This window comes from Fodinicola feengrottensis (assembly GCF_010993775.1).
GTDB classification, from domain to species: Bacteria; Actinomycetota; Actinomycetes; order Mycobacteriales; family HKI-0501; genus Fodinicola; species Fodinicola feengrottensis.
In genome coordinates, this window is sequence record NZ_WOTO01000006.1 from 66,459 (window position 1) to 89,523 (window position 23,065).

Genomic DNA, 23,065 nt, shown 5'->3' on the forward strand with positions numbered 1-23,065 from the left:
CCGGACGTACGAGATTTCCTTAAGTCCGGCTTATATGCCGTGACTGGGGAACATCCGGACCATACGCTGTTTTTTTGCGGCCTAGCGGAACCAATCAGCAGTTATGTGAATTCAACTGAATATCAAGTGTTGACCGGTTTAGGGGTTCGCAGGTGGGGAGCTCGTGACGTGGATGAGGGTGCGATGCCCGTGACACTGGGTCAGGATGCGGTGCTGCCCGCGGAGTTGTCCGAGGCGTTGGAGCGGGGCCCGTTCCATCGTGCGTTGACGCTGGCCGTGCAGGCCAGTGGTCTTAGTCTGCAACGACTGCAGCAGCGGTTGGCGGACAATGGCGTGAGTGTCAGCATCACGACTTTGAGTTACTGGAAACACGGTCGAAGCCAGCCGGAGCGGGCCGGATCGCTGCAAGGCGTACGAGTGCTGGAAAAGCTGCTCCGGTTGCCGCCGGAGAGCCTGACCGGGTTGCTCGGGCAGCCGCGGCGCGCGCGGGCGGTGGATCAACGCCGAACCGCCGCCGACCCGGGTCGGCGAGTTTTTCGACAATTCCGAGGCGGCCGAGCGCCTGATGGCCGAGCTCGGAGTGCCGGACGTGCAGCAGGTAAAGCTGTTGACCAGCCACGATCGGGTACGGGTCAACGCTGACCGGACATTGTCCGGGCATTCGTCGCGGCTGGTGGTGCAGGCGACCGTGGACAGGGTCAGTCGAAACTATTTCCTGCATTCGGGGGATCCGCAGGGCCGGCTGGTCAGCATGGTCGACACCCGGCACTGCCGGATTGGCCGCGTACGCACCAATGCGGCGGCCGGCTATGTCGCGATCGAGATCGTCTTCGACCGGGTGCTCGGCCGCGGTGACACCACGATTTACGAGTATTTCCTGGAAACCGGTACGCGCGACGACTACTTCGACCGGATTTTCCGGCACGACACCATGCAGTATTTGCTGGAGGTCGAGTTCAGCCCGGAGGCGGTGCCGGCTCGATGCTTGTCTTTCCGTCGCCCGAAACCGTCCGATGAGCGTACGGATCTGCGTGAGGTCTGGATAAGTCCGGAGCTGGTCGCGCACGTGGCGTTCACGGATTTGAGTGCCGGCATCTACGGAATGTGCTGGGAGTGGACCTGATTCCTTCACGAACTTGACGTTTTCGTCGTCAACATCGGCGTGTTGACAACGAAAAAGTCAGGCTCGCGGAGGAGGGTTTTTTTTCGTACGGACAGGCCCTCGATGAGCGCGGTCAGGCCGAGGGTGAACCAGTCGTCGTAGTAGGTCTGGTCGGCGGAGCGGTTCGGTACGTCGGCGGCGCCGGGGGTCTGGCCGGCTTCGGCCAGTACGTGGCCGATAACGTAGACGACGATCGACTGGAGGGCGTATTCGGCGTCCCGCCGGGAAAACCCGGCGCCGGTCATCGCGTCCAGCAGATCCTCGCCCAGTTCTTCCGCGGTGCCGGGGCTGGCCGGCCGGGTGGAGACCAACGGGATCAGCCGCGGATGGGTCAGCAGGGCGGTCCGCATCGCGGTGCCCAACGCCTGCAACCCCGTCGGCCAGGAGGTCCCGGCGGCGGGGTGCTCCGAGGTGGGCTTTCGCGGCGGTCGCGTACGAGATGGCCGCGCTGTCGACGATCGCGTCCAGCAGGTTCGCCTTGTTGGGAAAGTGGTGGTAGAGCGACATCGGCTCGACCCCGACCTGGCTGGCGAGCCGGCGCATGGTGAGTTTTTCCAGCCCGACGGTGTCGATCACCTCGATGGCCGCTGCCACGATCGCGGCGCGCGTCAGCCCCTGCCTCACAAGACGTGGACGCTAGCACCCACCCCGGTGATCAGCATCGCCCAAGCGATCGCGGTGACGACCAGATGCTGTGCGTCCGGGGTGACCACGTGGCCGTCGGTGGGCAGCAGTTTCAGGGTCCGGCCGTACTCGCGCTCCCAGTTGCGCCGCATGTCCGCGTTGCCGCGGCCGGTGAAATACGGGAACCACCACGAGTTGATGTTGCCGGCCACCACTGTGAAACAGAGCACTGTGGCGATCAAGGTGCTCACAGTCACGTCGACCGCGAAGAGCACCGCGATCAGCAGCGCCATCACCGGGTAGTTGATGGCGGCCGCGAACAGCCGTCGGCGGACCGGCTGGGCGGCCAGGTCATTGAACGGGAACATCGGCACCCATTCGGTGACGATCAGAAAAGCGAGCATGACCAGCGGCGGGACGGCCGCGACCAGTGTCCAGTTCATCGAATCTCTCCCTTACTTAGTACGCCTTACTTTGTAAGGTAAGTCTGTCGGTAAGGCATGTCAAGAGGTCCAGAAGGGGCAAGAAAGGGATGGGAAACCGATGCAGAGGGCTCATAGGTCTTGACGGGATGGTCAGTAGGGTTGTGTGGTCACCACAACGGCGTGGGACGACTAAGGAGCGGACCGATGCGTACCTCTGCCCCCAGCGCACCGCTGGACGGCGCTGACAGCGAAGGCGATCTGGACAACCCCGGTTCGGTGGGCGCGCTGATCGACGCCGCCGCCGAGCGGGCCCCGGACTCTCGGACCGCGGAGTTGGTCCGGCAGTACTGGGGAATGGTGCCGCCGAGGATCTGGTCGGCCGGGCTCCGGAAGACCTGCTCGCTGCCGTCCGCTCGCACCGCGAGCTGGCCGCCCAGCGGGTGTCCGGCGAGGTGCGGCTGCGCGTCCATACTCCCGATCCGGGGCAGGCCAGCTGGGCCGGTGGCCACACGTTGGTGGAAATCGTCACCGACGACATGCCGTTCCTGGTCGACTCGGTGACCGCGGAGCTGTCCCGGCACGACCTGAACGTGCACCTGGTCGTACACCCGCAGCTGGTCGTACGCCGTGAGGTGTTGGGTGCGCTCGCCGAAGTGCCGGCCGCGCCCGGCCCGGACGAGGCTGGTCCGGATGAGCTGGTCGAATCGTGGATGCACGTCGAGGTCGACCGGACTCGGGACGAGACCGAGCTGACCAGGATCCTGAACGACCTGCAGCGGGTGCTGACGGACGTACGGGAAGCGGTCGAGGACTGGTCGCGGATGCGGGACAAGGCGATCGCGCTGGCCGGCGAGCTGGTCCAGAGAGCGAGTTGCCGGTGCCGTCGAAGGACGTGGAAGATGCCCGTGAGCTGCTGCGATGGCTCGCGGACGAGCATTTTACGTTTCTTGGCTACCGCGAATACCGGCTCGGCACCGACGAGAGCGGCGATGACTTCCTGGCGGCCCTGAATGGCACCGGCCTCGGGATTCTGCGCCAAGACCAGACCCAAGTGCGGTCTTTCAAGACCATGCCGCCGGGCGCCCAGGAGCGGATCCGGGAGAAGCGGCTGCTGGTCATCACGAAGGCCAACGCGCGCGCGACCGTGCACCGCAACGCGTATTTGGACTACATCGGCATCAAGGTCTTCGGCCCCGACGGCGAGGTGTCCGGCGAGCGCCGCTTCCTTGGCCTGTTCTCGTCCGCGGCATACCTGGAGAGCGTCAAGAAGCTGCCGGTGGTCCGCCGCAAGGTCGCCGACGTGCTGACCCGCTCCGGGCTCTCCAAGCGCAGCCACTCCGGCAAGGACCTCATCTCCATCGAGAGACGTACCCGCGAGACGAGTTCTTCCAGGCCCCGACCAGCGAGATCTACGACATCGCAATGGCCGTCCTACGGATGGCCGGCCGTCGGGTGCTGCGGCTGTTCGTCCGCCGCGACTCGTACGGCCGGTTCATCTCCTGCCTGGTCTACATGCCGCGCGACCGCTACACCACGAAGAACCGGCTGCGGATGCAGCAGATCCTGACGCGCGCGCTCAACGGCGTCGGCCTGGACTACACGACCAGGGTCACGGAGGACATGCAGGCGCGGGTGCACTTCACGGTGCGTACGGACCCGGCCAACCCGCCCGGCCAGATCGACACCGTCGCGCTGCAGGCCGAGCTGGCCACCGCGACCCGATCCTGGGACGACGACTTCGCGGCCGCGATGCAGGAGTCGGTCGGCGAGGAGCAGGCCCGGATGCTGGTACGCCGGTACGGGCCGCCTTCCCGGAGGCGTACAAGGAAGAACACACTGTCCTGCAGGCCGCCGAGGACGTGTCCCGGCTGGAGATGCTGGAAGAGCCCGGCGACCTCGGCACCCACCTTTACCGCAAGAACGGCGAGCTGCGGTTCACCGTTCGCCGGCTGCTGGACCCGATGTCGCTGTCGGACGTGCTGCCGGTGCTGCACTCCATGGGCGTACGCGTGCTCGACGAGCGGCCCTTCCGGTTCCATCGGCTGGACGGGGACGGCCGCAACACCGCCGAGGACACCGCTTGGGTCTACGACTTCGGTCTCGGCCCGTGCCCCTCGGTGGACGCCGACGCGGTCCGCGGCCCGGTCCAGAACGCCTTCTCCGCCTGCTGGCGCGGCGAGTCCGAAGTGGACGGTCTGAACGCGCTGGTGCTTTCCGCCGGACTGACCTGGCAGCAGGTCTCGGTGCTCCGGGCGTACGCGAAGTATTCCCGGCAGGTCGGCACCGTCTATTCCGACCGGCTGATTTCCACCACACTCGGGGAAAACCCGGTCATCGCCCGGCGGCTGGTCGAGCTTTTCCTGCTGCGCTTCGATCCTGGTCTGCGGATCAGCGACGACGAGCGGGCCAGTCGCGGCGAGGAGCTGGTCGGAGCGATTTCCAAGGAACTGGATTCGGTGGCCAGCCTGGACGCCGACCGGATCATGCGCAGCCTGCTCGCGACCATTCTCGCCACCCGCCGTACGAACTACTACCAGCGGGCCGCGGACGGTCGTGCGAAGCCTTACCTGGCACTGAAAATCGACCCGGCCGCGGTGCCGGACCTGCCGGCACCCAAGCCCAAGCACGAGATTTTCGTTTACTCGCCCCGATTCGAAGGCGTACACCTGCGGTTCGGCGCGATTGCCCGCGGTGGGCTGCGCTGGTCCGACCGCAGGGACGACTTTCGCACCGAGGTGCTCGGGCTGGTGAAGGCCCAGATGGTGAAGAACTCGGTGATCGTACCGGTCGGCGCGAAGGGGGGTTCGTGTTGAAGCAGCCGCCGTCCGGCGGCGATCGGGAAGCGCTGCTCGCCGAAGGCAAGGCCTGCTACCGGATGTTCATCTCCGGCCTGCTGGATCTGACCGATGACAGGAAAATCCGGGCCGACGGCAGCACCGAGATCGTGCCGCCCAAGGATGTCGTACGCCACGACGACGATGACAGCTATCTGGTGGTCGCCGCGGACAAGGGCACCGCGACCTTCAGCGACCTGGCCAACTCGATCTCGGCGGAATACGGTTTCTGGCTCGGCGACGCGTTCGCGTCCGGTGGATCCCAGGGCTACGACCACAAGAAGATGGGCATCACCTCGCGGGGTGCCTGGGAGTCGGTGAAACGGCACTTCCGCGAGCTGGGTCACGACACCCAGACCGAGGAGTTCACCGTGGTCGGCATCGGTGACATGTCCGGTGACGTGTTCGGCAACGGCATGCTGCTGTCCGAACACATCCGGCTGGTCGCCGCCTTCGACCACCGACACATTTTCTTCGACCCCACGCCAGACGCGGCCTCCTCGTACGCCGAGCGGCGCCGGCTTTTCGACCTGCCACGGTCGTCGTGGGCCGACTACGACGATTCGCTGATCTCCGCCGGCGGCGGGATTTTCCCGCGTACGGCCAAATCCATCCGGATCACGCCGGAAATGGCCGCCGCGCTGGGCATTGCCGACCCGACCGTGACCAAGTTGCCGCCGACCGAGCTGATCAGGCTGATCCTGATGGCACCGGCCGACCTGCTCTGGAATGGCGGCATCGGCACGTACGTCAAGGCCAGCAACGAAACTCATGCCGAGGTCGGCGACAAGGCCAACGACGTGCTGCGGGTCAACGGCCGGGACCTGCGGTGCAAGGTGGTGGGGGAGGGCGGAAACCTCGGGCTCACCCAGCGCGGCCGGATCGAATACGCGCTGGCCGGCGGCCGGATCAACACCGACGCGATCGACAACTCGGCCGGCGTGGACACCTCGGACCGCGAGGTGAACATCAAGATTCTGTTGGATGGCGCGGTTTCGGCTGGCCAACTGACCGGTCCGGAGCGCAACAGCCTGCTCGCCGAGATGACCGACGAGCTGGGCAAGCTGGTCCTGGTCGACAACTACGAGCAGAACATCGCGCTGGGCAACTCGCGATCGGGTGCGGTGCCGATGGTCACCGTGCATGAGCGGCAGCTGCGGGCGCTGGAAACCGCTGGCCGGCTCGACCGGGCGCTGGAGTTCCTGCCGTCCGCTGAGGAACTGCGGGCCCGGGCGCAGGCCGGCGGCGGGCTCACGTCACCGGAATTGTCGGTGCTGCTGGCGTACGTGAAAATTGGCCTGGAGCAGGATATCGCCGCGTCCTCGCTGCCGGACGAGGACTGGTGCCTGCCCACCTTGGTGGACTACTTCCCCACTCCGCTGCGAAAGACGTATGCGGACCGGATGCGGTCGCATCCGCTACGCCGGGACATCATCACCACTCGGATCGTCAATGACTGCGTCGACCGCGGCGGCTCGTCCTTCGTTTTCCGTGCGGTGGAAGAAACCGGCGCCGACGTGGTCGACGTGGTACGCGCCGCCGAAGTGGTCCGGCAGGTCTTCGGACTTCGGCAGATCTGGGCGGACGCGGAGAAACTCGACGTCAAGGTGCCTACCGAGGCGCAGACCAAGCTCTACCTGAGCAGCCGGCGGCTGGTCGACCGGGCCACCCGGTGGCTGCTGCAGAGCCGCCGGCCGCCCATTGACGTGAGCGCCGAAGTGGCCCGGTTCCGGCCGGCGGTGGCGGAGCTTTTGCCGCGGGTGGAACAGATGCGCGGGCCGCGCGAGCGGGAGTCGATCGAGGCGGAGGTCGCCCAGCTGTGCGCTGAGGGCGTACCAACCGAGATCTCCCGGCAGTCCGTACGGCTCATCTACGGCTTCGGGCTGTTGGACGTGGTCGAGGTCGCCAACCGCACCGGTCGGCCGCCGGCTGAGGTCGCCGAGGTCTATTTCGCGCGCTCGCCGAGCGGTTCGAAATGGAAGCGCTGCTGGACCGGATTTCCGCGCTGCAGCGGGACGACCGGTGGAAGGCGCTGGCACGGATGGCGCTGCGCTATGACCTTTACGCGGCGATGGCCGAATTCACCGCCGAGGTCCTGCAGTCCACATCGGACACGCTCGGGCCGCAGGAGCGGGTGAAGGAGTGGCTGACCGCGAACCGTTCGTCGCTGCAGCGCGTACAAGCCAGCCTGACCGACGTGGACGAGCTGGGCAGTGACCTCGCCACGCTTTCGGTGTTGTTACGGCAGATCCGTACAGTCATCCGGGCTTCCGCCTCGGGCTGACAACGGCAATATGGCCCGCTACTTTCCTGGTGGCGGGCCATATTCAGCTATTGGGCGGTGCTTGAGGCGGACCGTTGCCAGTCGGTGAGGAGGGTGGCCCACCGGCGATCGTCGGTGGTCTCCATGAACTCTTTTCGGTCGATCAGCAAATACATCTCGCCGGCCGCGGCGGTCTGCAGGATCAGCGGCTTGCCGGCATTGAGTAGGCCACCAATGAAACGGCCATAGAGCTCGGTGGAACCGTACGTCCACGGACCTGATGTCGGCCGGGCGCAGCACCAGCTCGCCGGACTCGGCCCATTCGGTGAGTACGAGACGATCTCGGTAAAGGGTGATCTCGCCGCGGCGACGGAACAGTGCTTTTTGGCTCACGCCGGCCGCGACCTTGTCGGCGGCATCCTTGCCGGCCAGCTCGTCGCTGGTGGCGCCAATGTATTTGCCCTGCGCGATGACGGTGTCGTTAGCGTTCATGAGATGGATACTGGCACGGGCTAAGGCAGCTTGTCCGATATGCGCAACGCACGGAACGGCACTACCTACTAAAGTTGTCGAGCGGGCGCCTTCAGTCAGGGTGGTGACTGAAATAGGGTGGCCTGATGACGAGTGATCGACGGCGGGCGTTGGTGGTGCGGGGTGGCTGGGAGGGACATGTGCCGGTCGCCGCGACCGATCTTTTCATTCCGTTCCTCGAAACGCACGGGTACGAGATCCGGGTAGCGGACTCGCCTGAGCCGTATGCGGACGCCGACTACATGGCGACCGTCGACCTGGTGATGCAGTGCTACACGATGGGCGCCATTGACGGCGAGCAGTTGGCTGGCTTGCGGTCGGCCGTCGAGGGCGGCACCGGGCTGGCCGGGTGGCATGGCGGCATTGCCGATTCGTACCGGAATTCTTCTGACTATCTGCACCTGATAGGCGGCCAGTTCGCCTGCCATCCGGGCAAAAGTCCGAAGTCCGACGGCACGCCGGACCATAATTTCGTGCCGTACGAGGTGAACATGCTGCCGGCGGCGAAACAACATCCGATCACCGAGGGCATCGGCGACTTTGAGCTGGTGACCGAGCAGTATTGGGTGCTTTCCGATGACTATATCGACGTTCTCGCGACCACGACACAGAAAATGCGTGAGTGGGACCCGTGGCGCCGCGAGGTGACCTCGCCGGCGGTCTGGACGCGGCAGTGGGGCGCCGGCCGGGTTTTCGTTGCCACACCTGGACACAGTATGGATATTCTCCAGCATCCGAGCGTGCGTAAGATTATTGGGAGGGGGCTGTTGTGGGCCAGCAGGTGAAGGTGGGAATCGTCGGCTGCGGCGCGATTTCGGCGCAGTATCTCGACACCATCGCCCGGCTGCCGAACTTGCGGCTGATCGCGGTCGCGGATCTGGACCCGGCCCGAGCGAAAGCGGTGGCCGATGCTTATCCGCAGGTGCGAGCCCTCACGGTCGACGAGTTACTCGCCGATGCTCACGTGGAGGTCGTGCTGAACCTGACCATTCCGGCCGCGCACGCCGAGGTGGCGTTGCGGGCGATCGCGGCCGGAAAGGATGTTTACGGCGAAAAACCGCTCGCGGCCAGCACCGCCGAGGCAGCCGGGGTGCTCGACGCGGCGCAGGCGGCCGGTGTACGGGTCGGGTGTGCGCCAGACACCGTTCTGGGCACTGGGACGCAGACGGCCCGGTGGGTGATCGATGGCGGCCTGATCGGGGACGCCGATCGCGGCGACCGCCACGATGGTGACTCCTGGCCACGAAAGATGGCACCCGAACCCGGATTTCTATTACGTGGCCGGGGGAGGCCCGCTGCTGGACATGGGGCCGTATTACCTCAGCTCGCTGATCACCTTGCTGGGCCCCGTTGTTTCGGTGATCGGCGCGGCCAGCCACCGCCGGTCGGAGCGGACGATCGGCTCGGGCGCACGCGTCGGGGAGATCATCCCGGTCGAGATCGACACTCACGTCAGTGGCGTGCTGACGCATGCCTGCGGCGTACTTTCCACGCTGGTCATGAGTTTTTGACGCGGTGGCGACCAGATCGGCGAACATCGAGGTGCACGGCACCAAGGCCTCCTTGGTCGTACCGGATCCAAACACCTTCGGCGGCGATGTCTTGATGCGCGGCCTTGGTGAAACGCAATGGCAGGTGGTGGAGGCCAAGGCCGGTTATCGCACCGGGCGGCGCGGGTACGGGTTGGCCGAGTTGGCCGGCGGTGCGCCACCGCGAGCTAGCGGGCGGCTCGCCTACCATGTGCTCGACGTGATGGAATCCCTGCTCGCATCGGCAAAGTCCGGACAGGCGACCACCGTGACCAGCACCTGCGAGCGGCCTGCGGTAGTGCCGTTAACCGACGGGTGATTCGGCCAGCGCGACCCGATGCGCACCGGCGTAGACATTCATCGAGTTTCCCCGCAGGAATCCGACCAGGGTTAGGCCCATTTCGGCGGCCAGGTCGACGGCCAGCGACGATGGGGCGGACACCGCGGCGAGCATCGGGATGCCGGCCATGGTGGCTTTTTGTACCAGCTCGAAGGAAGCTCGGCCGCTGACCATCAAAATGGTGCCGGACAACGGAAGTCGGCCGTCCCGTACGGCCCAGCCGACGACCTTGTCGACGGCGTTGTGCCGGCCGACATCTTCCCGCAGGCACAGCAAAGTGCCGTCCGCGTCGAAAAGGCCGGCCGCGTGCAGGCCGCCGGTCCGGTCGAAAACCTTCTGAGCGGCCCGCAGGCTGTCCGGTAATCCGACAATGGTTTCGGCCGACACGCGTAACGAATCGGCTTCGACTGTCCAGGCCGCGCTCGTACGAACCGCGTCCAGGCTGGCCTTTCCGCACAGCCCACATGAGGACGTGGTGTAGAAGTTTCGCTCCAGTGAAGGGTCCGGGCCGGGCACACCGTCGGCGAGCGTCGCGTCGAGGACGTTGTACGTGTTTTGGCCATCCGCGGTCGCGCCGGCGCAGTAGCGGATAGCCGATAGCTGGTCTGCGCGGCTAATCACGCCCTCGCTGACCAGGAATCCGGCCGCCAGGTCGAAATCGTCGACTGGCGTTCGCATGGTGACCGACAGCGACTTGCCGTCTACCCGGATTTCCAGCGGCTCTTCGGCCACCAGAGTGTCCGGCCGGGCGGTTGGCCGGCCGTCGACCACCCGGATCACTCGCCGCCGTGTCGTCACGCGCCCCATCGCACACCTGCCTGTCCTTCGATGGAATCCCACCTACAGTAAGCACGGAGGGGCGATTTGCGCGAATGAGAGGCGGATCCGTCGTGAATACGTTGGAAGAGTGGACAAAACAGGTGGTAGCGGAATTCGGTCTCGATTCAGCTGCCCTGGACCAGACGGTTGTGCTCGATATCGCCAAAGATGTCGCTCATGGGGTGGCGCGGCCGGCGGCGCCGTTGACCACGTTTCTGGTCGGAGTAGCGGTCGGGCGGGGGATGTCGTTGTCCGAGGCGGCCGTCACGGTGACCGCGATGGCCGCCGGCTGGGCCGAGGGCAACGGATTGCAGACAGAATCCAATCATAAATAATGCCCTCTGAGCTGCTGTGATAGACGCTCTCTATCACCTGATAGAGAGCAACGTTTTGACCGCGCGCCAGTCTCGAAGGACGATGGACGAGTCACTCGAGTCGTCCGTGGGGAGCACCATCTTGGCCGTGTCGCATGAGCAGGCGTGGCAGGACACGGTGCGTGGCGCGATTGACGCCCACCGTGCCGAGCGGGGTGCCCTGATGCCGATCTTGCACACGATTCAGCGTGAACTCGGATGCGTGGATTCGGCCGTCATCCCGATCCTCGCCAAAGAACTGAATCTGTCCCGCGCCGACGTGCACGGAGTGGTGACTTTTTACCGGGATTTCAGGAAAGAACCGGCGGGCGCCACGACCGTACGCATCTGCCGCGCCGAGGCGTGCCAATCGGTCGGCGCCGAACGCCTTGCCGAGGCGGCGAAATCCCGGCTGGGCGTCGGTTTTGGCGAAACCACGGTGGATGGCCGGGTGACCCTCGAGCAGACTTTCTGTTTCGGAAACTGCGCTCTCGGGCCGGCGGTGCAGGTCGGTGACCGGCTGCACGGCCGGGTCGATCCGAGCCGGCTGGCCGCGCTGTTGGAGGTGGACCGATGAGCGATCAGGTGACCGTGTACGTGCCCCGGGACTCCGCCGCGAAGTCGGTCGGCGCCGACGAGGTCGCCGCTGCGATCGAACAGGACCCGCGGGTTCGGTTGGTACGCAACGGATCTCGCGGCATGCTCTGGCTGGAGCCACTGGTCGAAGTGGTCACTTCGGCTGGCCGGATCGGCTATGGCCCGGTGGCTTTGGACGACGTCGAAGGCCTTTTCGAGGCGGGTTTCCTGGACGGTGCCGAGCATCCGCTCAGGGTCGGACCGGTCGACGAACAGGAGTGGCTGGCGAGTCAGACCCGGGTGACCTTCGCCCGCGTCGGGGTCGTCGACCCACTGTCCACTGAGGACTATGAGTGGCACGGCGGAATGGTGGGCCTGCGCCGGGCGCTGGAGCTGAGCCAGGAACAAGTCGTCACCGAGGTGACCGAGTCCGGCCTGCGCGGCCGCGGCGGCGCTGGCTTTCCCACTGGCATCAAGTGGAAGACCGTGCTGGGTGCCAAGTCCGAGCTCAAGTTCGTGTGCTGCAACGCGGACGAGGGCGACAGCGGCACCTTCGCGGACCGCATGCTGATGGAAGGCGATCCCTTCACTCTCATCGAGGGGCATGACCATCGCCGCATATGCGGTCGGCGCGACCGAGGGCTACATCTACGTACGGTCCGAGTATCCGGACGCGGTCGCGACCCTGCGACAGGCGATCGATATCGCGTACGCGCACGGCTGGCTGGGCGCGCGCGTGCTCGGGGCAGATTTTTCCTTTGAGCTGGTCGTCAGAGTCGGCGCCGGAGCGTACATCTGCGGCGAAGAGACCTCGATGCTGGAAAGTTTGGAGGGCAAGCGCGGCATGATTCGCGCGAAGCCACCCATTCCGGCGCTGCACGGGCTTTTCGGCAAGCCGACCGTAGTCAACAACGTGCTCTCGTTGGGCACGGTTCCGATGATTCTGGCTGACGGACCGAAAGCGTTCGCCGAATACGGCATCGGGCGCTCGCGCGGAACTCAGGTTTTCCAGCTGGCCGGGAACATCGCCCGTGGCGGCATCGTCGAGACCGCCTTTGGCATTACCTTGGGCGATCTCGTCCAGCGGTACGGCGGCGGCTCGCGTTCCGGGCGGCCGGTGCGGGCCGTCCAGGTCGGTGGGCCTCTCGGTGCGTACCTGCCGGCCGAGCAGTTCGATCTGCCGATGGATTACGAATCTTTCGCCGCCGCCGGCGCGATGGTGGGCCACGGCGGGATTGTCGTCTTCGACGACACCGTTGACATGGCACATCAGCCCGGTTCGCGATGGAGTTCTGCGCCGAGGAATCGTGCGGCAAATGCACGCCGTGCCGGATCGGCTCGGTCCGCGGTGTCGAGGTGATCGACAAAATCATCGCCGGCCACAACAGATCCCAGAATCTGGTGGTCCTGGACGATCTCTGCGATTTGATGACCGACGGTTCGCTGTGTGCGATGGGTGGCCTGACACCCATGCCGGTGCGCAGTGCGATGAAACACTTCCCCGAGGATTTCCAGAAGTTGCCGACCGAGAACTTCTCGATTCTGGATGCCACCGAAAGTTTGGCGACGGAGGCAGGACGATGACGCTGATCAAGGAACCGGACTACGGCACGCCGGCAGCTGACTCGGAGCAGATCGTCGAGTTGCAGATCGACGGCCAGCCGGTCAAGGTGCCGGCGGGTACGTCGGTGATGCGGGCGGCCGCGTTGGCCGGCTTCAGCATTCCGAAACTCTGCGCCACCGACAGCCTCGAGGCTTTTGGGTCTTGCCGGCTCTGTCTGGTGGAAATCGAGGGCGGCAGGGGCACCCCGGCCTCATGTACGACACCGGTCGCGGCCGGCATGAAGGTGAAGACGCAGACCCCGAAGCTGGAGAAGCTCCGCCGTGGGGTCATGGAGCTCTACATTTCCGATCACCCGCTGGACTGCCTCACCTGCCCGGCCAACGGCGACTGTGAACTGCAGGACATGGCCGGTGTGGTGGGTTTGCGGGAAGTGCGGTACGGCTTTGATGGCGAGAACCATCTGGACGCGCCGACCGACAGTTCCAATCCGTATTTCGACTTTGACGAAAGCAAGTGCATCGCCTGCTCGCGGTGCGTACGGGCGTGTTCTGAGGTCCAGGGCACCTTTGCGCTGACCATCGCCGGCCGCGGTTTCGATTCCAAGGTCTCGGCCAGCGCCGGCGAGCTTTTTTTCTCAATTCCGAGTGTGTTTCCTGCGGTGCCTGCGTCCAGGCCTGCCCGACCTCGACGCTGCAGGAAAAATCGGTCGTCGACCTCGGTATGCCGACTCGTTCGGTCATCACCACTTGCGCGTACTGTGGCGTCGGCTGTTCCTTCAAGGCCGAAATGCGCGGCGACGAGTTGGTGCGCATGGTGCCGTACAAGGACGGCGGGGCGAACGAAGGCCATTCCTGCGTGAAGGGTCGTTTCGCGTTTGGCTATGCCAGCCATCCCGATCGGGTGATGAAGCCACTGATGCGGGAGAAGATCACTGACCAGTGGCGCGAAGTGGAGTGGGAAGAAGCGATCGGGTTCGTCGGTCGCCGGATGCGGGAAATCCAGGATCAGTACGGCGTCGGCGCGATCGGCGGCATCAACCTCGTCCCGTTGTACGGACGAAGAGGTCTATGTCGTCAGAAAAAATGGTCCGGGCCGCGTTTGGCAACAACAATGTGGACACCTGCGCCAGGGTCTGCCACTCGCCGACCGGTTACGGCCTGAGCCAGACTTTTGGTACGTCCGCCGGCACCCAGGATTTCAAGTCGGTCGCGAAGTCCGACGTGATCGTGGTCATCGGCGCCAATCCGACCGACGGTCACCCGGTGTTCGCCTCCCGAATGAAACGCCGGCTGCGCGAGGGCGCGAAGCTGGTCGTCATCGACCCGCGCCGGATCGACCTGGTCCGCTCGCCACATGTCGAGGCGTCGTACCATCTTCAGCTCGCGCCCGGCACGAATGTGGCCGTGGTCAACGCTTTCGCGCATGTCGTGGTCACTGAAGGTTTGGTGGACAGCGATTTTGTGGCTGAACGCTGCGAAGGGTACGAGCAGTGGGCGGAGTTCATCGCGCGGCCCGAGCACAGTCCGGAGGCCGTTGAGGAGATCACCGGCGTACCAGCAAGCGAGCTGCGGGAGGCCGCCCGGCTCTACGCCACCGGCGGGAATGGCGCGATTTATTACGGCCTCGGGGTGACCGAGCACAGTCAGGGTTCAACCATGGTGATGGGCATGGCAAACCTGGCGATGGCCACTGGCAACATCGGCCGTGACGGTGTTGGCATCAACCCGTTGCGGGGCCAGAACAATGTGCAGGGCTCCTGCGACATGGGCTCCTTCCCGCACGAGTTTCCCGGCTATCGGCACGTGTCTGACGACACCGTCCGTGGAGTGTATGAGACGCTGTGGGGTCGTGCGCTGGAGGCTGAGCCGGGGGGGCTGCGCATTCCGAACATGTTCGACGCCGCCGTCGACGGCTCCTTCAAGGCGCTTTTCGTGCAGGGCGAGGACATCGCGCAGTCCGACCCGAACACCAAGCACGTGACCGCCGCGCTGAAGTCGCTGGACCTGCTGGTCGTGCAGGACCTTTTCATCAACGAGACGGCGAAACTGGCGCACGTTCTGTTGCCTGGCACGTCCTTCCTGGAGAAGGACGGCACGTTCATCAATGCCGAGCGGCGGATCAACCGAGTCCGGCCGATCATGGCGCCGCGGACCGGAAAACACGAATGGGAAATCGTCTGCGAGATCGCCCAGGCGATGGGCTATCCGATGACGTACGACCATTCCAGCGAGATCATGGACGAGATCGCGATCACCACACCCACCTTTTCCGGAGTGTCGTTCAAGATGCTCGACGAAAAGGGCAGTGTGCAGTGGCCTTGTAACGCCAACGCGCCGCAGGGTACCCCGATCATGCACGTCGACGGTTTCGTACGTGGCAAGGGAAGGTTCGTCGAGACCGACTACATTCCGACCAGTGAGCGCAGCACTCGACGGTTCCCGTTGATCCTGACCACCGGCCGTATTCTTTCGCAGTACAACGTCGGCGCGCAGACTCGCCGTACGGCGAATGTGGCCTGGCATCCGGAAGATCTGCTGGAACTGCATCCGCACGACGCTGAGGTGCGAGGCATCAAGGACGGCGACGAGGTGGCGCTGGCCAGTCGAGTCGGGGAAACCCATCTGCACGCCAGGATCGATGACCGGATGCCGGTTGGGGTCGTCTACACGACGTTCCATCATCCAGTCACCGGTGCGAACGTGGTGACCACCGACAATTCCGACTGGGCCACGAACTGCCCGGAATACAAGGTGACGGCCGTGCAGGTACGGCTGAAGAAGGCGGCCGAGCGACACGAGTCGAGCGTGGCCTCAGAGCGGCTGCCCGCGTTGGCGCAGGACTGATCGCCGTGGAAAATCCTCCGTATTTAAGGTTGGTCAACGAAATCGCCGTACAGTTCACCCATCGGCCGTTTGAGGAGTCGGCTGAGGTGGTGGCCGCGCATGTCCGCAAGTTCTGGGATCCACGAATGCGCGGTCAGCTGATGGCCCACGCGGTGGCCGGCGGTGAGGGCCTGCACCCGATAGCCGTACGGGCCGCGGAGCTCTTACAACAACAGACAGTTCGCTGACATGCGGTGGGCCGAGGCGAGACAGGTCGCGTACTCGGCGGCTTGCGCAGTCCTGCCGAGCCCGCTGCCAGTTTCTGATTCTTTGGGTACCGTGCTGGCGAAACCCTTGACGGCGCTGATCTCTTTGCCTTCTTTCGACCGATCGGCCATGGACGGTTATGCGGTTTGCGGCCCAGCGCCCTGGTTCGTACGCGGGCAGCTGTTGGCCGGTCAACCCGCACCACCGCCGCTGGAATCGGGACAGGCGTACGAAATCGCCACCGGAGCGGTCATCCCGGCTGATACGACCGCGGTGCTCCCGTACGAATATGCCCAGCTTTGCGGCCGATCGCTGACCGGTCCGGTCGCGGCCGGCGAGAACATCCGCCGGGCCGGCGAGGAATGCCAGCGTGGCGAACACCTTCTGCCGGCCGGCACTGTCGTTTCCGCGCAGGTGCAGGGATTGGCGGCCGCGGTCGGATACGATCGGCTGTGGGTGCGCGCCAAGCCCACGGTCGGTGTGGTCATCAGCGGCGACGAGGTGCGTACGCACGGCATTCCGGAGGACGGCTGCGTGCGTGACGCGATTGGTCCGTTGCTGCCCGGATTCGTGGCCTCGTGCGGCGGCGAACTGGTGGCGACCGAATATGCCGCCGACACCGAGAAAGATCTCGTACGAGCGGTGGAATCGTCGCCAGGGCAGCTGTTGTTGGTGTCCGGCTCGTCGTCAGTCGGACCCGCCGACCAGCTGCGACGATCGCTGCGCAGCCTGGGCGGCACGATGCTCATTGAGCGCGTCGACTGCCGGCCGGGGCATCCGCAGAGCCTCGCGCGGCTCGGTGATGGGCGGCTGCTGGTGGGCCTTCCCGGCAACCCGCTGGCAGCGGTGGTCGCCTTCCTGACGCTCGCGGTGCCGATTTGCGCGGCGCTGCGCGGACTGCCTTTGCCTTCGCTGTCAACGGTTTCCGCCCCCGGATTGGGGCCGCATGGGCACCAGTACGCGACTTGTTCCCGTCGTCGTACGGGGACGGCGTCGCGCGAGGACTGGAACACGGCGGAAGCGCGATGCTCCGAGGCTTGGCGCTCGCCGACGCCGTCGCGGTCGTGCCGCCCGATGGCGGCGAAGTTTTGCTGCTCCCGCTTCCCTGAATGCGCAAGCTGCATAACGTGCGTAGACTGCAACCTGTGGACAAGGCCAGCGAACGGCGGGAACGGCGAAAGGTCGCCCGGCGGGCGGAGATCAGGGCGGCGGCCGTGCGGCTGGCTCTGGCCAACGGCCCCGACGCGGTTACCATCGAGGAGATCAGCGAGGCCGCGGATATCGCGCCGAGGACGTTTTTCAACTACTTCGCCACAAAAGACGATGTCTACTCACTCGAACCAATGCAGTGGACGGAGGCCGAAATCCTCGCCGAGCTGCGTTCCCGGCCGGCCCACGAAAAGCCGCTGGAGTCGATGCGCTCAGTGATCAAGGCGATGGCGGTGGCGGCCATTTTTGGCTCCATGCATGACCAGATGGCGCTGCTCCAGGAGCTCTACGAGCGCTATCCGCAGCTTTTCGCCAAGATGCGACTCGGCGACCAGATCGACGCCACCATGCTCGCGCTCGCCACCGAGCTGGCGGCGCGTACGGGCGCGGATGCGGACACCGACCAGTATCCGCATCTCCTGGTCGGCGCGTCTTTCGCCGCCATGCAGACGGCCGAACAACGCGCGCGTACCGGCGAAAAGGACATCGAGACACTCATCGATGACGCATTCGACCTGCTCGCTCGCGGTCTCTAACTCCAGGGACGACAAATAGCGCGCCGCGGCTCACAGTGCGGGATCACTCCGCGGCGCAGACCTCAGTTCTGCGCCCGCGCCCAGCTCGGGAGTTCTTCGCATTGCGCGGCCCAGGCGGCGGGGACGCCCGATCGTACGGCGACGACGCCTCCGACGATGGCGCAGGTGGTGTCGACGTCACCGCCGGTTTGTGCGGTGACCCAAGGGCCTCTTCGAAGTCATCGAGATTCCGGGCTGCCGCCCACAATGCGAAGGGCACGGTGTCCCAGCCGGCGGTCAGACGGCCATTGCCGAGTTCGTGTACGGCGATTTTGGCGGACGAGACGTGCGCGAGGCCCCTCGCGGCCCGCATTCCCTGGTGGACCCGGCCAGGCGGCGTCCATTGCAGCACGGTGTCGAGAAAATCGCGTGGTGGCAGGGATTCGGGGGCGACTGCGGTGGCCACCGCGACCGCGATCGCGGCGGCTATGCCGTCCGGGTGAGTGTGGGTGACGGCCGCGGACAGGGCGGCCTGCTCGGCGACTTTCGAGAGGTCGTCGGCAAACCACGCGCCCAGTGGCGCGACCCGCATCGCGGCGCCGTTTCCCCAGGATCCCTGGCCTTCGAACAATTCGGCAGCGAGCGTCCGCCAGTCCTGTCCGGCCCGTACCAACCGGAGCATCCGGTTCATCGCGGGGCCGTATCCACGGTCGAAATCGTGGTGCGAGGCGAAAACTCTCCGCGAGGGAGTCCTGATTGATGTGACCATTCTGTTGCAGAGCGGCGAAAACCGAGCAGGCCATTTCGGTGTCGTCGGTCCACTGCCAGGGACCTGCCGGCAGCTGACGCTGTTCGAGGTTGGTGCGGTTGCTGGGGACGAAAAACTGTGATCCGAAAGCGTCGCCAACGGTGAGACCGTGTAGGCAGGCAAGTGCCCGCTCCCGGCGGTTGGTTTTCATTGGCACCAATTATCGCAGGTAGGTGGGCTTGACTTCAGGTCGGGGTTAAGTGTGATGCTGGGGTGATGGATGGTGTGGGGAACTCGTGGGCCACCGGGCGAGCGCCGAATTCGACGGCGGCGGTGCCGCGTGGGGTGGGCGGGTGGATCGTTGGGCGCTCGATGCTGTGGTTCAACAAACAGGATGATGTGCTGGAGAAGCTGGACATCCGGCCCGGTGAGGATGTGTTGGAGATCGGGTACGGGCCCGGTGGCCTGATCCGGCTGCTGGCGGGTCATACCCAAGCGCGGACCATTTACGGCGTTGACCCGTCCGAATCGATGCACAAGGCGGCCGTATGGCTGAATCGAAAGGCGGAGCGGGTCCGGCTGGCCATCGGTACGGCGGAGAAAACCGGGCTCGACGAAGCATGTGTCGACTGCGTGGTGTCGATCAACAATGTCGCGATCTGGCCGGATCTCGCGGCTGGCGTCGGCGAGATCCAGAGGGTGCTGAGGCCCGGTGGGCGGGTCGCGATCGGATGGCATGGCGGGCGCAAGACCGGGCCGATAGCGGACGGGCTGCGGCTGCCGCCGGACAAGCTGGCCCGGATCGAGTCCGCACTGACCGACCGTTTTGCCGCTGTGCAAAGGGAATCGATGGCCGAGCTGGAGATGTTCCGGGCGGTATGATAAGGCCGCTCCGGGAAATACCTGAGCCCACCCCTACGGGTAGTGACGCACAGGCGTACGCACGGAGGCCTACCCGCTCTCGCTCCATCGGCCGACGCGGTGAGCCAGTGATCGGCGCTACGTTCGTTCGGTGAGCATGATTGAAGTCAGAAACCTCACCAAGAGGTTCCCGCGGGTCACCGCCCTAGACCAGCTGACGCTGGACGTGGGCGGCGGGGTGACCGGCCTGGTCGGTGCCAACGGTGCCGGCAAGTCCACTCTCATCAAGATTCTGCTCGGGCTGCAGCCGGCCACCGTGGGCACGGCCAAGGTGCTGGGCCGTGACGTGGTCGACGACGGCGAGGCGATCCGGGCGCGAGTGGGATATATGCCCGAGCATGACTGCCTGCCGCCGGATGTGTCAGCGACCGAGTTTGTCGTGCATATGGCCCGAATGTCGGGCCTGCCGCCGGTGGCGGCCCGAGAGCGCGCGGCGGACACGCTGCGTCATGTCGGGTTGCAGGAGGAGCGATATCGGCAGATTGGTGGGTATTCCACCGGAATGCGGCAGCGGGTGAAACTCGCGCAGGCTCTCGTCCATGACCCAGAACTGGTTTCCTGGACCTGGACGAGCCGACAAACGGCCTCGATCCGCGCGGTCGCGACGACATGCTGGAGCTGATCCGCAGGATTGGCACCGATTTTGGCATCACCGTGCTGGTCACCTCGCATCTGCTGGGGGGGAGTTGGAGCGGGTCTGCGACCACGTTGTGGTTTTGGACGGCGGAAAACTCCTGCGATCCTCAGCCGTCGGAGACCTCACCCGGGCGACCCGTACGGTCGTCGTCGAGCTGGTCGAGGGTGCGGATCTGTTGGCTCGCGCACTGGATTCCGCCGGGTTGCGAACCCAGCTGGACGGGCACTTGGTGGCCGTCGATGTCGAGGACGACAGCGCGTACGACACGGTCCGGGACACGGTGGTCGAGCTGGATCTCGCGTTGGTACGCCTGCAGCAGCGGCGCCACCGCATCGAGGAAGTCTTTCGGGCGGAGGAGGCCAGCGTTGTCTGACATTGTCGCAACGGACCGAGATGTCATTCACGACATCGGCTACCGGCATTACGAGGGCAGCCGGCTCGGTCGCGGCTACATCTTCCGGTCCCTTTTCCTCCAGAGTCTGCGATCCGCGTACGGCCTCGGCCGGTCGGCGAAGGCGAAGATCCTGCCGATCGGGATTTTCGCGGTCATGGTGCTGCCGGCGTTTATCGTGGTAGCCATCGTGAGTTTCGCCCACATGACCGCGATCCCGCTCGCTTACACCAGTTATGCGATCACATTCCAGGTGATCGTCTCGATTTTCGTGGCCTCGCAGGCGCCTCAGCTGGTCTCCCGAGATCTCCGGTTCCGCCTCACCACACTTTACTTTTCCCGGCCGCTCAGTCGATTCGACTATGTCACCGCCAAGTTCGCCGCGCTGGCCAGCGCGCTTTTCGTGCTGACAGCGGCGCCGCTGGTGGTGCTTTATGTCGGAATGTTGCTTGCCAAGCTGCCGATCCTTGAGCAGACCACGCAATTCTTGTCGGCGATCGTCGGCGCGGCTGTCCTGTCGGTGCTGTTGGCTGGTTGTTGGCCTGTTGCTGGCCTCGTTGACCATTCGCCGCGGGATTGGTGTCGCGACGGTTATCGCTTTGCTGCTGGTGAGTTCCACCGGTGCGCTGATGGTGCAGGGGCTGGCTCATCAGCTGGGCCTTGGTTTCCTCGCCACGTACGCCGGCCTTTTTTCTCGCCGTACGGCTTGGTGGACGGTCTGCAGGTCGCCTTGTTGGGAGCGACGCCGGCCGGGCCCGCCGGGCCGTTGGACCTCGTCAGCGGCGGCGTCTTCACGGTCGCGCCGCTCGTCGTGATCACCGCGAGCTTTTACCTGCTGCTGGCCCGTTACCGGAAGGTGGTCGCGGCATGAGCGAGCTGCGGATCGACGGTGTTTCCCGCTGGTACGGGAATGTGGTGGCGGTCAACAATATTACGATGACGATCGGTCCCGGGGTGACCGGCCTGCTGGGTCCGAACGGCGCTGGCAAGTCGACGCTTATCCACCTCATGTCTGGTTTCTTGGCTCCCTCGACCGGATCCGTGACACTCGATGGCGCGAAGATCTGGCACAATCCCGAGGTTTACCGCAAGATCGGCTTGGTGCCCGAGCGCGAGGCGCTTTACGATGCCATGTCCGGCTGGAAATTCATCGAGGCCAACGCGGCTCTGCATGGCCTGCCGGAACCGCGGGAGGCGGCCCGCCGGGCGCTGGAGACGGTCGAGATGACCGAGGCGGCGAGCCGGCCGGTGGGCACGTACTCCAAGGGCATGAAGCAGCGCATCAAAATGGCGTCGGCGCTGGTGCATGACCCGTCGGTTTTGTTGCTGGACGAGCCTTTCAACGGGATGGATCCGCGGCAGCGGCTGCAGTTGATGGACCTGATCCGCAAAATCGGCGCCGAGGGGCGTACGGTCCTGTTCAGCTCGCACATCCTGGAGGAGGTCGAGCAGGTCGCCTCGCATATCGAGGTGGTCGTTTCCGGGCGGCACGCGGCTTCCGGCGACTTCCGCAAGATCCGCCGGCTGATGACCGACCGCCGCATCGCTATGCGATCCGGTCCAGCGACGACCGTGCGCTCGCGGCCGCGTTGATCGCCGACGGCTCGTGCTCGGGCGTTCAGCTCGATCCGAAGAACGGCTTGCAGGTCCAGACCGTCCACTTCGGACAGTTCAGCCGGATGGTGCCGCGGCTGGCTGCCTCCGCCGGCATCCGGCTCTTCGAGGTCGCGCCCGCCGACGAATCGCTCGGCAGCGTCTTCGCCTATCTCATCGAATCCTGAAAAGCGACAGGTGTCCACAGTGAACATGACGGTTGTCTCGCTCACCTCAAGGGTGTTGCTCGGTCGCCGCGCGCGGGGTGTTTCTGCTGATCCTGCCGGCCATTCTGGTGCTGTTGGCGATCGGGCTGCGGATCTACGCGGGCCAGAGCGTGGAGATCGCCAGCCAGGTGTTGTCGGTCTTCGCGGTGGGTACGGTGGTGCCGCTGCTCGGGTTGATCATCGGCACCGGCGTCATCGGCCCGGAAATCGACGACGGATCTATTGTTTACATACTCTCCAAACCGGTTTCCCGGTTGACGATCGTGCTCAGCAAACTGGCGCTGGCGATCGGCTGTGTGATTGTTTTCGCCGGCATTCCGACCCTGATAGCCGGGCTGATCATGGCCGGCCTGCAGGGTGGTTTCGCGGTGGGCTTCGCGGTCGGCGCGGTGTTGGCCGGCATCGCGTACTGCGCCATTTTCGTGCTGCTCGCGGTGATCACCAAGCACGCTGTGGTGATCGGCCTGTTTTACGCGCTGATCTGGGAAAGTCTGATCGGCAACTTCGTGCCGGGCGCCCAGGTTCTGAGCGTCCAGCGGTGGGCACAGTCTGTCACAGACTTGATTGACAAGGTGCAGCCGACCGGCGTGGGGCCGGCTGTGGGCATCCCGCTGTTGATTGTCGCGGCGGTGGCGGCCACCTGGTACGCCGGCCGCCGGCTGCGGTCCCTGACGTTGAGCGAAGCCGAATAACGAGAAGGCGGGCGACCCTCGGG

27 protein-coding genes and 12 pseudogenes are annotated in these 23,065 nt (G+C 65.2%); 32 read left to right on the forward strand and 7 right to left on the reverse strand.

Annotated elements, in window-relative coordinates:
• Positions 1-183: 183 nt before the first annotated feature.
• Together GNX96_RS07140 and GNX96_RS07145 are read left to right on the forward strand one after the other, a co-directional pair.
• Positions 184-642, forward strand: coding sequence for a hypothetical protein (locus GNX96_RS07140; protein ID WP_163567467.1), 459 nt, complete (start codon positions 184-186; stop codon positions 640-642).
• A complete protein-coding gene (locus GNX96_RS07145) occupies positions 566-1,123 on the forward strand; it encodes a hypothetical protein (protein ID WP_163567468.1) in 558 nt (185 codons plus the stop codon). Before GNX96_RS07140 ends, GNX96_RS07145 begins: the two co-directional genes overlap by 77 nt.
• 5 nt (positions 1,124-1,128) lie before the next feature.
• On the opposite strand, the pseudogene GNX96_RS07150 reads toward GNX96_RS07145, so the two are convergent.
• From GNX96_RS07150 to GNX96_RS49630, 4 genes and pseudogenes are all read right to left on the reverse strand, one after another.
• Positions 1,129-1,551, reverse strand: a pseudogene (locus GNX96_RS07150) (TetR/AcrR family transcriptional regulator C-terminal domain-containing protein); the annotation flags it as partial.
• Between the two features lie 79 nt (positions 1,552-1,630).
• Positions 1,631-1,786: pseudogene (locus GNX96_RS62755) on the reverse strand (helix-turn-helix domain-containing protein); the annotation flags it as partial.
• On the reverse strand, positions 1,783-2,229 hold the full coding sequence (locus GNX96_RS07160) for a hypothetical protein (protein WP_163567470.1): 447 nt from the start codon (positions 2,227-2,229) through the stop codon (positions 1,783-1,785). The pseudogene GNX96_RS62755 and the gene GNX96_RS07160, both read right to left, overlap by 4 nt.
• Positions 2,230-2,378: 149 nt before the next feature.
• Positions 2,379-2,681 carry a hypothetical protein gene (locus GNX96_RS49630; protein ID WP_279579639.1) on the reverse strand — a complete coding sequence of 101 codons (303 nt, stop codon included), beginning with the start codon at positions 2,679-2,681 and terminating at the stop codon, positions 2,379-2,381.
• Here GNX96_RS49630 and GNX96_RS49635 point away from each other — a divergent pair.
• The 6 genes and pseudogenes from GNX96_RS49635 to GNX96_RS49645 all read left to right on the forward strand — a co-directional run bounded on the left by GNX96_RS49635 (position 2,607) and on the right by GNX96_RS49645 (position 7,329).
• Positions 2,607-3,221 carry a hypothetical protein gene (locus GNX96_RS49635; RefSeq protein WP_390623948.1) on the forward strand — a complete coding sequence of 205 codons (615 nt, stop codon included), beginning with the start codon at positions 2,607-2,609 and terminating at the stop codon, positions 3,219-3,221. The genes GNX96_RS49630 and GNX96_RS49635 overlap by 75 nt on opposite strands.
• A gap of 59 nt (positions 3,222-3,280) precedes the next feature.
• A pseudogene (locus tag GNX96_RS62760) lies at positions 3,281-3,532 on the forward strand (hypothetical protein); the annotation flags it as partial.
• Positions 3,460-3,882, forward strand: a pseudogene (locus GNX96_RS62765) (hypothetical protein); the annotation flags it as partial. The pseudogenes GNX96_RS62760 and GNX96_RS62765, both read left to right, overlap by 73 nt.
• A 53-nt stretch (positions 3,883-3,935) precedes the next feature.
• Positions 3,936-4,529: pseudogene (locus tag GNX96_RS62770) on the forward strand (NAD-glutamate dehydrogenase); the annotation flags it as partial.
• Between the two features lie 165 nt (positions 4,530-4,694).
• Positions 4,695-6,931, forward strand: a pseudogene (locus tag GNX96_RS07165) (NAD-glutamate dehydrogenase domain-containing protein); the annotation flags it as partial.
• An 89-nt stretch (positions 6,932-7,020) separates the two neighbouring features.
• Positions 7,021-7,329, forward strand: coding sequence for an NAD-glutamate dehydrogenase domain-containing protein (locus GNX96_RS49645; protein WP_279579641.1), 309 nt, complete (start codon positions 7,021-7,023; stop codon positions 7,327-7,329).
• 18 nt (positions 7,330-7,347) lie between these two features.
• Here the strand turns inward: GNX96_RS49645 and GNX96_RS07170 are convergent, their stop codons facing one another.
• Positions 7,348-7,800 (reverse strand): hypothetical protein, encoded by a 453-nt coding sequence (locus GNX96_RS07170; protein ID WP_279579642.1) that lies wholly within the window; start codon positions 7,798-7,800, stop codon positions 7,348-7,350.
• Positions 7,801-7,925: 125 nt separating this feature from the next.
• On the opposite strand from GNX96_RS07170, the gene GNX96_RS07175 reads away from it, so the two are divergent.
• The 4 genes and pseudogenes from GNX96_RS07175 (at position 7,926) to GNX96_RS49660 (ending at position 9,687) form a co-directional block, all read left to right on the forward strand.
• Entirely contained in the window at positions 7,926-8,624 is a 699-nt protein-coding gene (locus GNX96_RS07175; RefSeq protein ID WP_163567471.1) for a ThuA domain-containing protein, read from the forward strand.
• Positions 8,625-8,626: 2 nt separating this feature from the next.
• Positions 8,627-8,908: pseudogene (locus tag GNX96_RS62775) on the forward strand (Gfo/Idh/MocA family protein); the annotation flags it as partial.
• Positions 8,909-9,065: 157 nt separating this feature from the next.
• The gene (locus tag GNX96_RS49655; protein ID WP_279579644.1) at positions 9,066-9,350 is read left to right on the forward strand and encodes a Gfo/Idh/MocA family protein; all 285 of its coding nucleotides are present in this window, start codon (positions 9,066-9,068) and stop codon (positions 9,348-9,350) included.
• A gap of 4 nt (positions 9,351-9,354) precedes the next feature.
• Entirely contained in the window at positions 9,355-9,687 is a 333-nt protein-coding gene (locus GNX96_RS49660; RefSeq protein ID WP_279579645.1) for a hypothetical protein, read from the forward strand.
• Here GNX96_RS49660 and fdhD read toward each other — a convergent pair.
• Positions 9,673-10,515, reverse strand: coding sequence for a formate dehydrogenase accessory sulfurtransferase FdhD (gene fdhD, locus GNX96_RS07185; RefSeq protein WP_163567472.1), 843 nt, complete (start codon positions 10,513-10,515; stop codon positions 9,673-9,675). The genes GNX96_RS49660 and fdhD overlap by 15 nt on opposite strands.
• A 92-nt stretch (positions 10,516-10,607) precedes the next feature.
• On the opposite strand from fdhD, the gene GNX96_RS07190 reads away from it, so the two are divergent.
• The 13 genes and pseudogenes from GNX96_RS07190 (at position 10,608) to GNX96_RS49705 (ending at position 17,854) form a co-directional block, all read left to right on the forward strand.
• Entirely contained in the window at positions 10,608-10,862 is a 255-nt protein-coding gene (locus GNX96_RS07190; protein WP_279579646.1) for a DUF6457 domain-containing protein, read from the forward strand.
• 106 nt (positions 10,863-10,968) lie between these two features.
• Positions 10,969-11,457: a formate dehydrogenase subunit gamma gene (locus GNX96_RS07195; RefSeq protein WP_279579647.1), complete on the forward strand. Its 489-nt coding sequence runs from the start codon at positions 10,969-10,971 to the stop codon at positions 11,455-11,457.
• On the forward strand, positions 11,454-12,218 hold the full coding sequence (locus tag GNX96_RS49665; protein WP_279579648.1) for a formate dehydrogenase beta subunit: 765 nt from the start codon (positions 11,454-11,456) through the stop codon (positions 12,216-12,218). Before GNX96_RS07195 ends, GNX96_RS49665 begins: the two co-directional genes overlap by 4 nt.
• Positions 12,103-12,816, forward strand: a complete 714-nt coding sequence (locus GNX96_RS49670) for a hypothetical protein (protein ID WP_279579737.1) — start codon at positions 12,103-12,105, stop codon at positions 12,814-12,816. Before GNX96_RS49665 ends, GNX96_RS49670 begins: the two co-directional genes overlap by 116 nt.
• Positions 12,741-13,040 carry an NADH-ubiquinone oxidoreductase-F iron-sulfur binding region domain-containing protein gene (locus GNX96_RS49675; RefSeq protein WP_279579649.1) on the forward strand — a complete coding sequence of 100 codons (300 nt, stop codon included), beginning with the start codon at positions 12,741-12,743 and terminating at the stop codon, positions 13,038-13,040. Before GNX96_RS49670 ends, GNX96_RS49675 begins: the two co-directional genes overlap by 76 nt.
• 107 nt (positions 13,041-13,147) lie before the next feature.
• A pseudogene (locus tag GNX96_RS62780) lies at positions 13,148-13,579 on the forward strand (2Fe-2S iron-sulfur cluster-binding protein); the annotation flags it as partial.
• A gap of 101 nt (positions 13,580-13,680) precedes the next feature.
• A pseudogene (locus GNX96_RS49685) lies at positions 13,681-13,845 on the forward strand (hypothetical protein); the annotation flags it as partial.
• 30 nt (positions 13,846-13,875) lie between these two features.
• A complete protein-coding gene (locus GNX96_RS49690) occupies positions 13,876-14,181 on the forward strand; it encodes a molybdopterin-dependent oxidoreductase (RefSeq protein ID WP_279579650.1) in 306 nt (101 codons plus the stop codon).
• Positions 14,103-15,863 (forward strand): formate dehydrogenase subunit alpha, encoded by a 1,761-nt coding sequence (gene fdhF, locus GNX96_RS49695; protein ID WP_279579651.1) that lies wholly within the window; start codon positions 14,103-14,105, stop codon positions 15,861-15,863. Before GNX96_RS49690 ends, fdhF begins: the two co-directional genes overlap by 79 nt.
• A 5-nt stretch (positions 15,864-15,868) precedes the next feature.
• Positions 15,869-16,090 carry a formate dehydrogenase subunit delta gene (locus tag GNX96_RS07210; protein ID WP_163567475.1) on the forward strand — a complete coding sequence of 74 codons (222 nt, stop codon included), beginning with the start codon at positions 15,869-15,871 and terminating at the stop codon, positions 16,088-16,090.
• Between the two features lies 1 nt (position 16,091).
• Positions 16,092-16,976 (forward strand): annotated as a pseudogene (locus GNX96_RS62785) (molybdopterin molybdotransferase MoeA); the annotation flags it as partial.
• 242 nt (positions 16,977-17,218) lie between these two features.
• Positions 17,219-17,377: pseudogene (locus GNX96_RS62795) on the forward strand (hypothetical protein); the annotation flags it as partial.
• Positions 17,378-17,524: 147 nt separating this feature from the next.
• Positions 17,525-17,854 carry an acyl-CoA-like ligand-binding transcription factor gene (locus GNX96_RS49705; RefSeq protein WP_279579653.1) on the forward strand — a complete coding sequence of 110 codons (330 nt, stop codon included), beginning with the start codon at positions 17,525-17,527 and terminating at the stop codon, positions 17,852-17,854.
• Between the two features lie 43 nt (positions 17,855-17,897).
• On the opposite strand, the pseudogene GNX96_RS07230 reads toward GNX96_RS49705, so the two are convergent.
• A pseudogene (locus GNX96_RS07230) lies at positions 17,898-18,792 on the reverse strand (ADP-ribosylglycohydrolase family protein).
• Positions 18,793-18,857: 65 nt separating this feature from the next.
• Between GNX96_RS07230 and GNX96_RS07235 the strand changes: the two are divergent.
• From GNX96_RS07235 to GNX96_RS07255, 7 genes are all read left to right on the forward strand, one after another.
• A complete protein-coding gene (locus GNX96_RS07235) occupies positions 18,858-19,463 on the forward strand; it encodes a class I SAM-dependent methyltransferase (protein WP_279579655.1) in 606 nt (201 codons plus the stop codon).
• A gap of 136 nt (positions 19,464-19,599) precedes the next feature.
• A complete protein-coding gene (locus tag GNX96_RS49710; RefSeq protein ID WP_279579738.1) occupies positions 19,600-20,124 on the forward strand; it encodes an ABC transporter ATP-binding protein in 525 nt (174 codons plus the stop codon).
• Positions 20,125-20,188: 64 nt separating this feature from the next.
• A complete protein-coding gene (locus GNX96_RS49715) occupies positions 20,189-20,512 on the forward strand; it encodes a hypothetical protein (RefSeq protein WP_279579656.1) in 324 nt (107 codons plus the stop codon).
• On the forward strand, positions 20,505-21,401 hold the full coding sequence (locus tag GNX96_RS07245; protein ID WP_279579657.1) for a hypothetical protein: 897 nt from the start codon (positions 20,505-20,507) through the stop codon (positions 21,399-21,401). The genes GNX96_RS49715 and GNX96_RS07245 overlap by 8 nt, the downstream gene beginning before the upstream one ends.
• Positions 21,398-22,123, forward strand: a complete 726-nt coding sequence (locus GNX96_RS07250) for an ABC transporter ATP-binding protein (RefSeq protein WP_279579658.1) — start codon at positions 21,398-21,400, stop codon at positions 22,121-22,123. Before GNX96_RS07245 ends, GNX96_RS07250 begins: the two co-directional genes overlap by 4 nt.
• Positions 22,120-22,311: a hypothetical protein gene (locus GNX96_RS49720; protein WP_279579659.1), complete on the forward strand. Its 192-nt coding sequence runs from the start codon at positions 22,120-22,122 to the stop codon at positions 22,309-22,311. Before GNX96_RS07250 ends, GNX96_RS49720 begins: the two co-directional genes overlap by 4 nt.
• A 77-nt stretch (positions 22,312-22,388) precedes the next feature.
• Positions 22,389-23,042, forward strand: coding sequence for an ABC transporter permease (locus GNX96_RS07255; protein WP_279579660.1), 654 nt, complete (start codon positions 22,389-22,391; stop codon positions 23,040-23,042).
• Positions 23,043-23,065 lie beyond the last annotated feature (23 nt).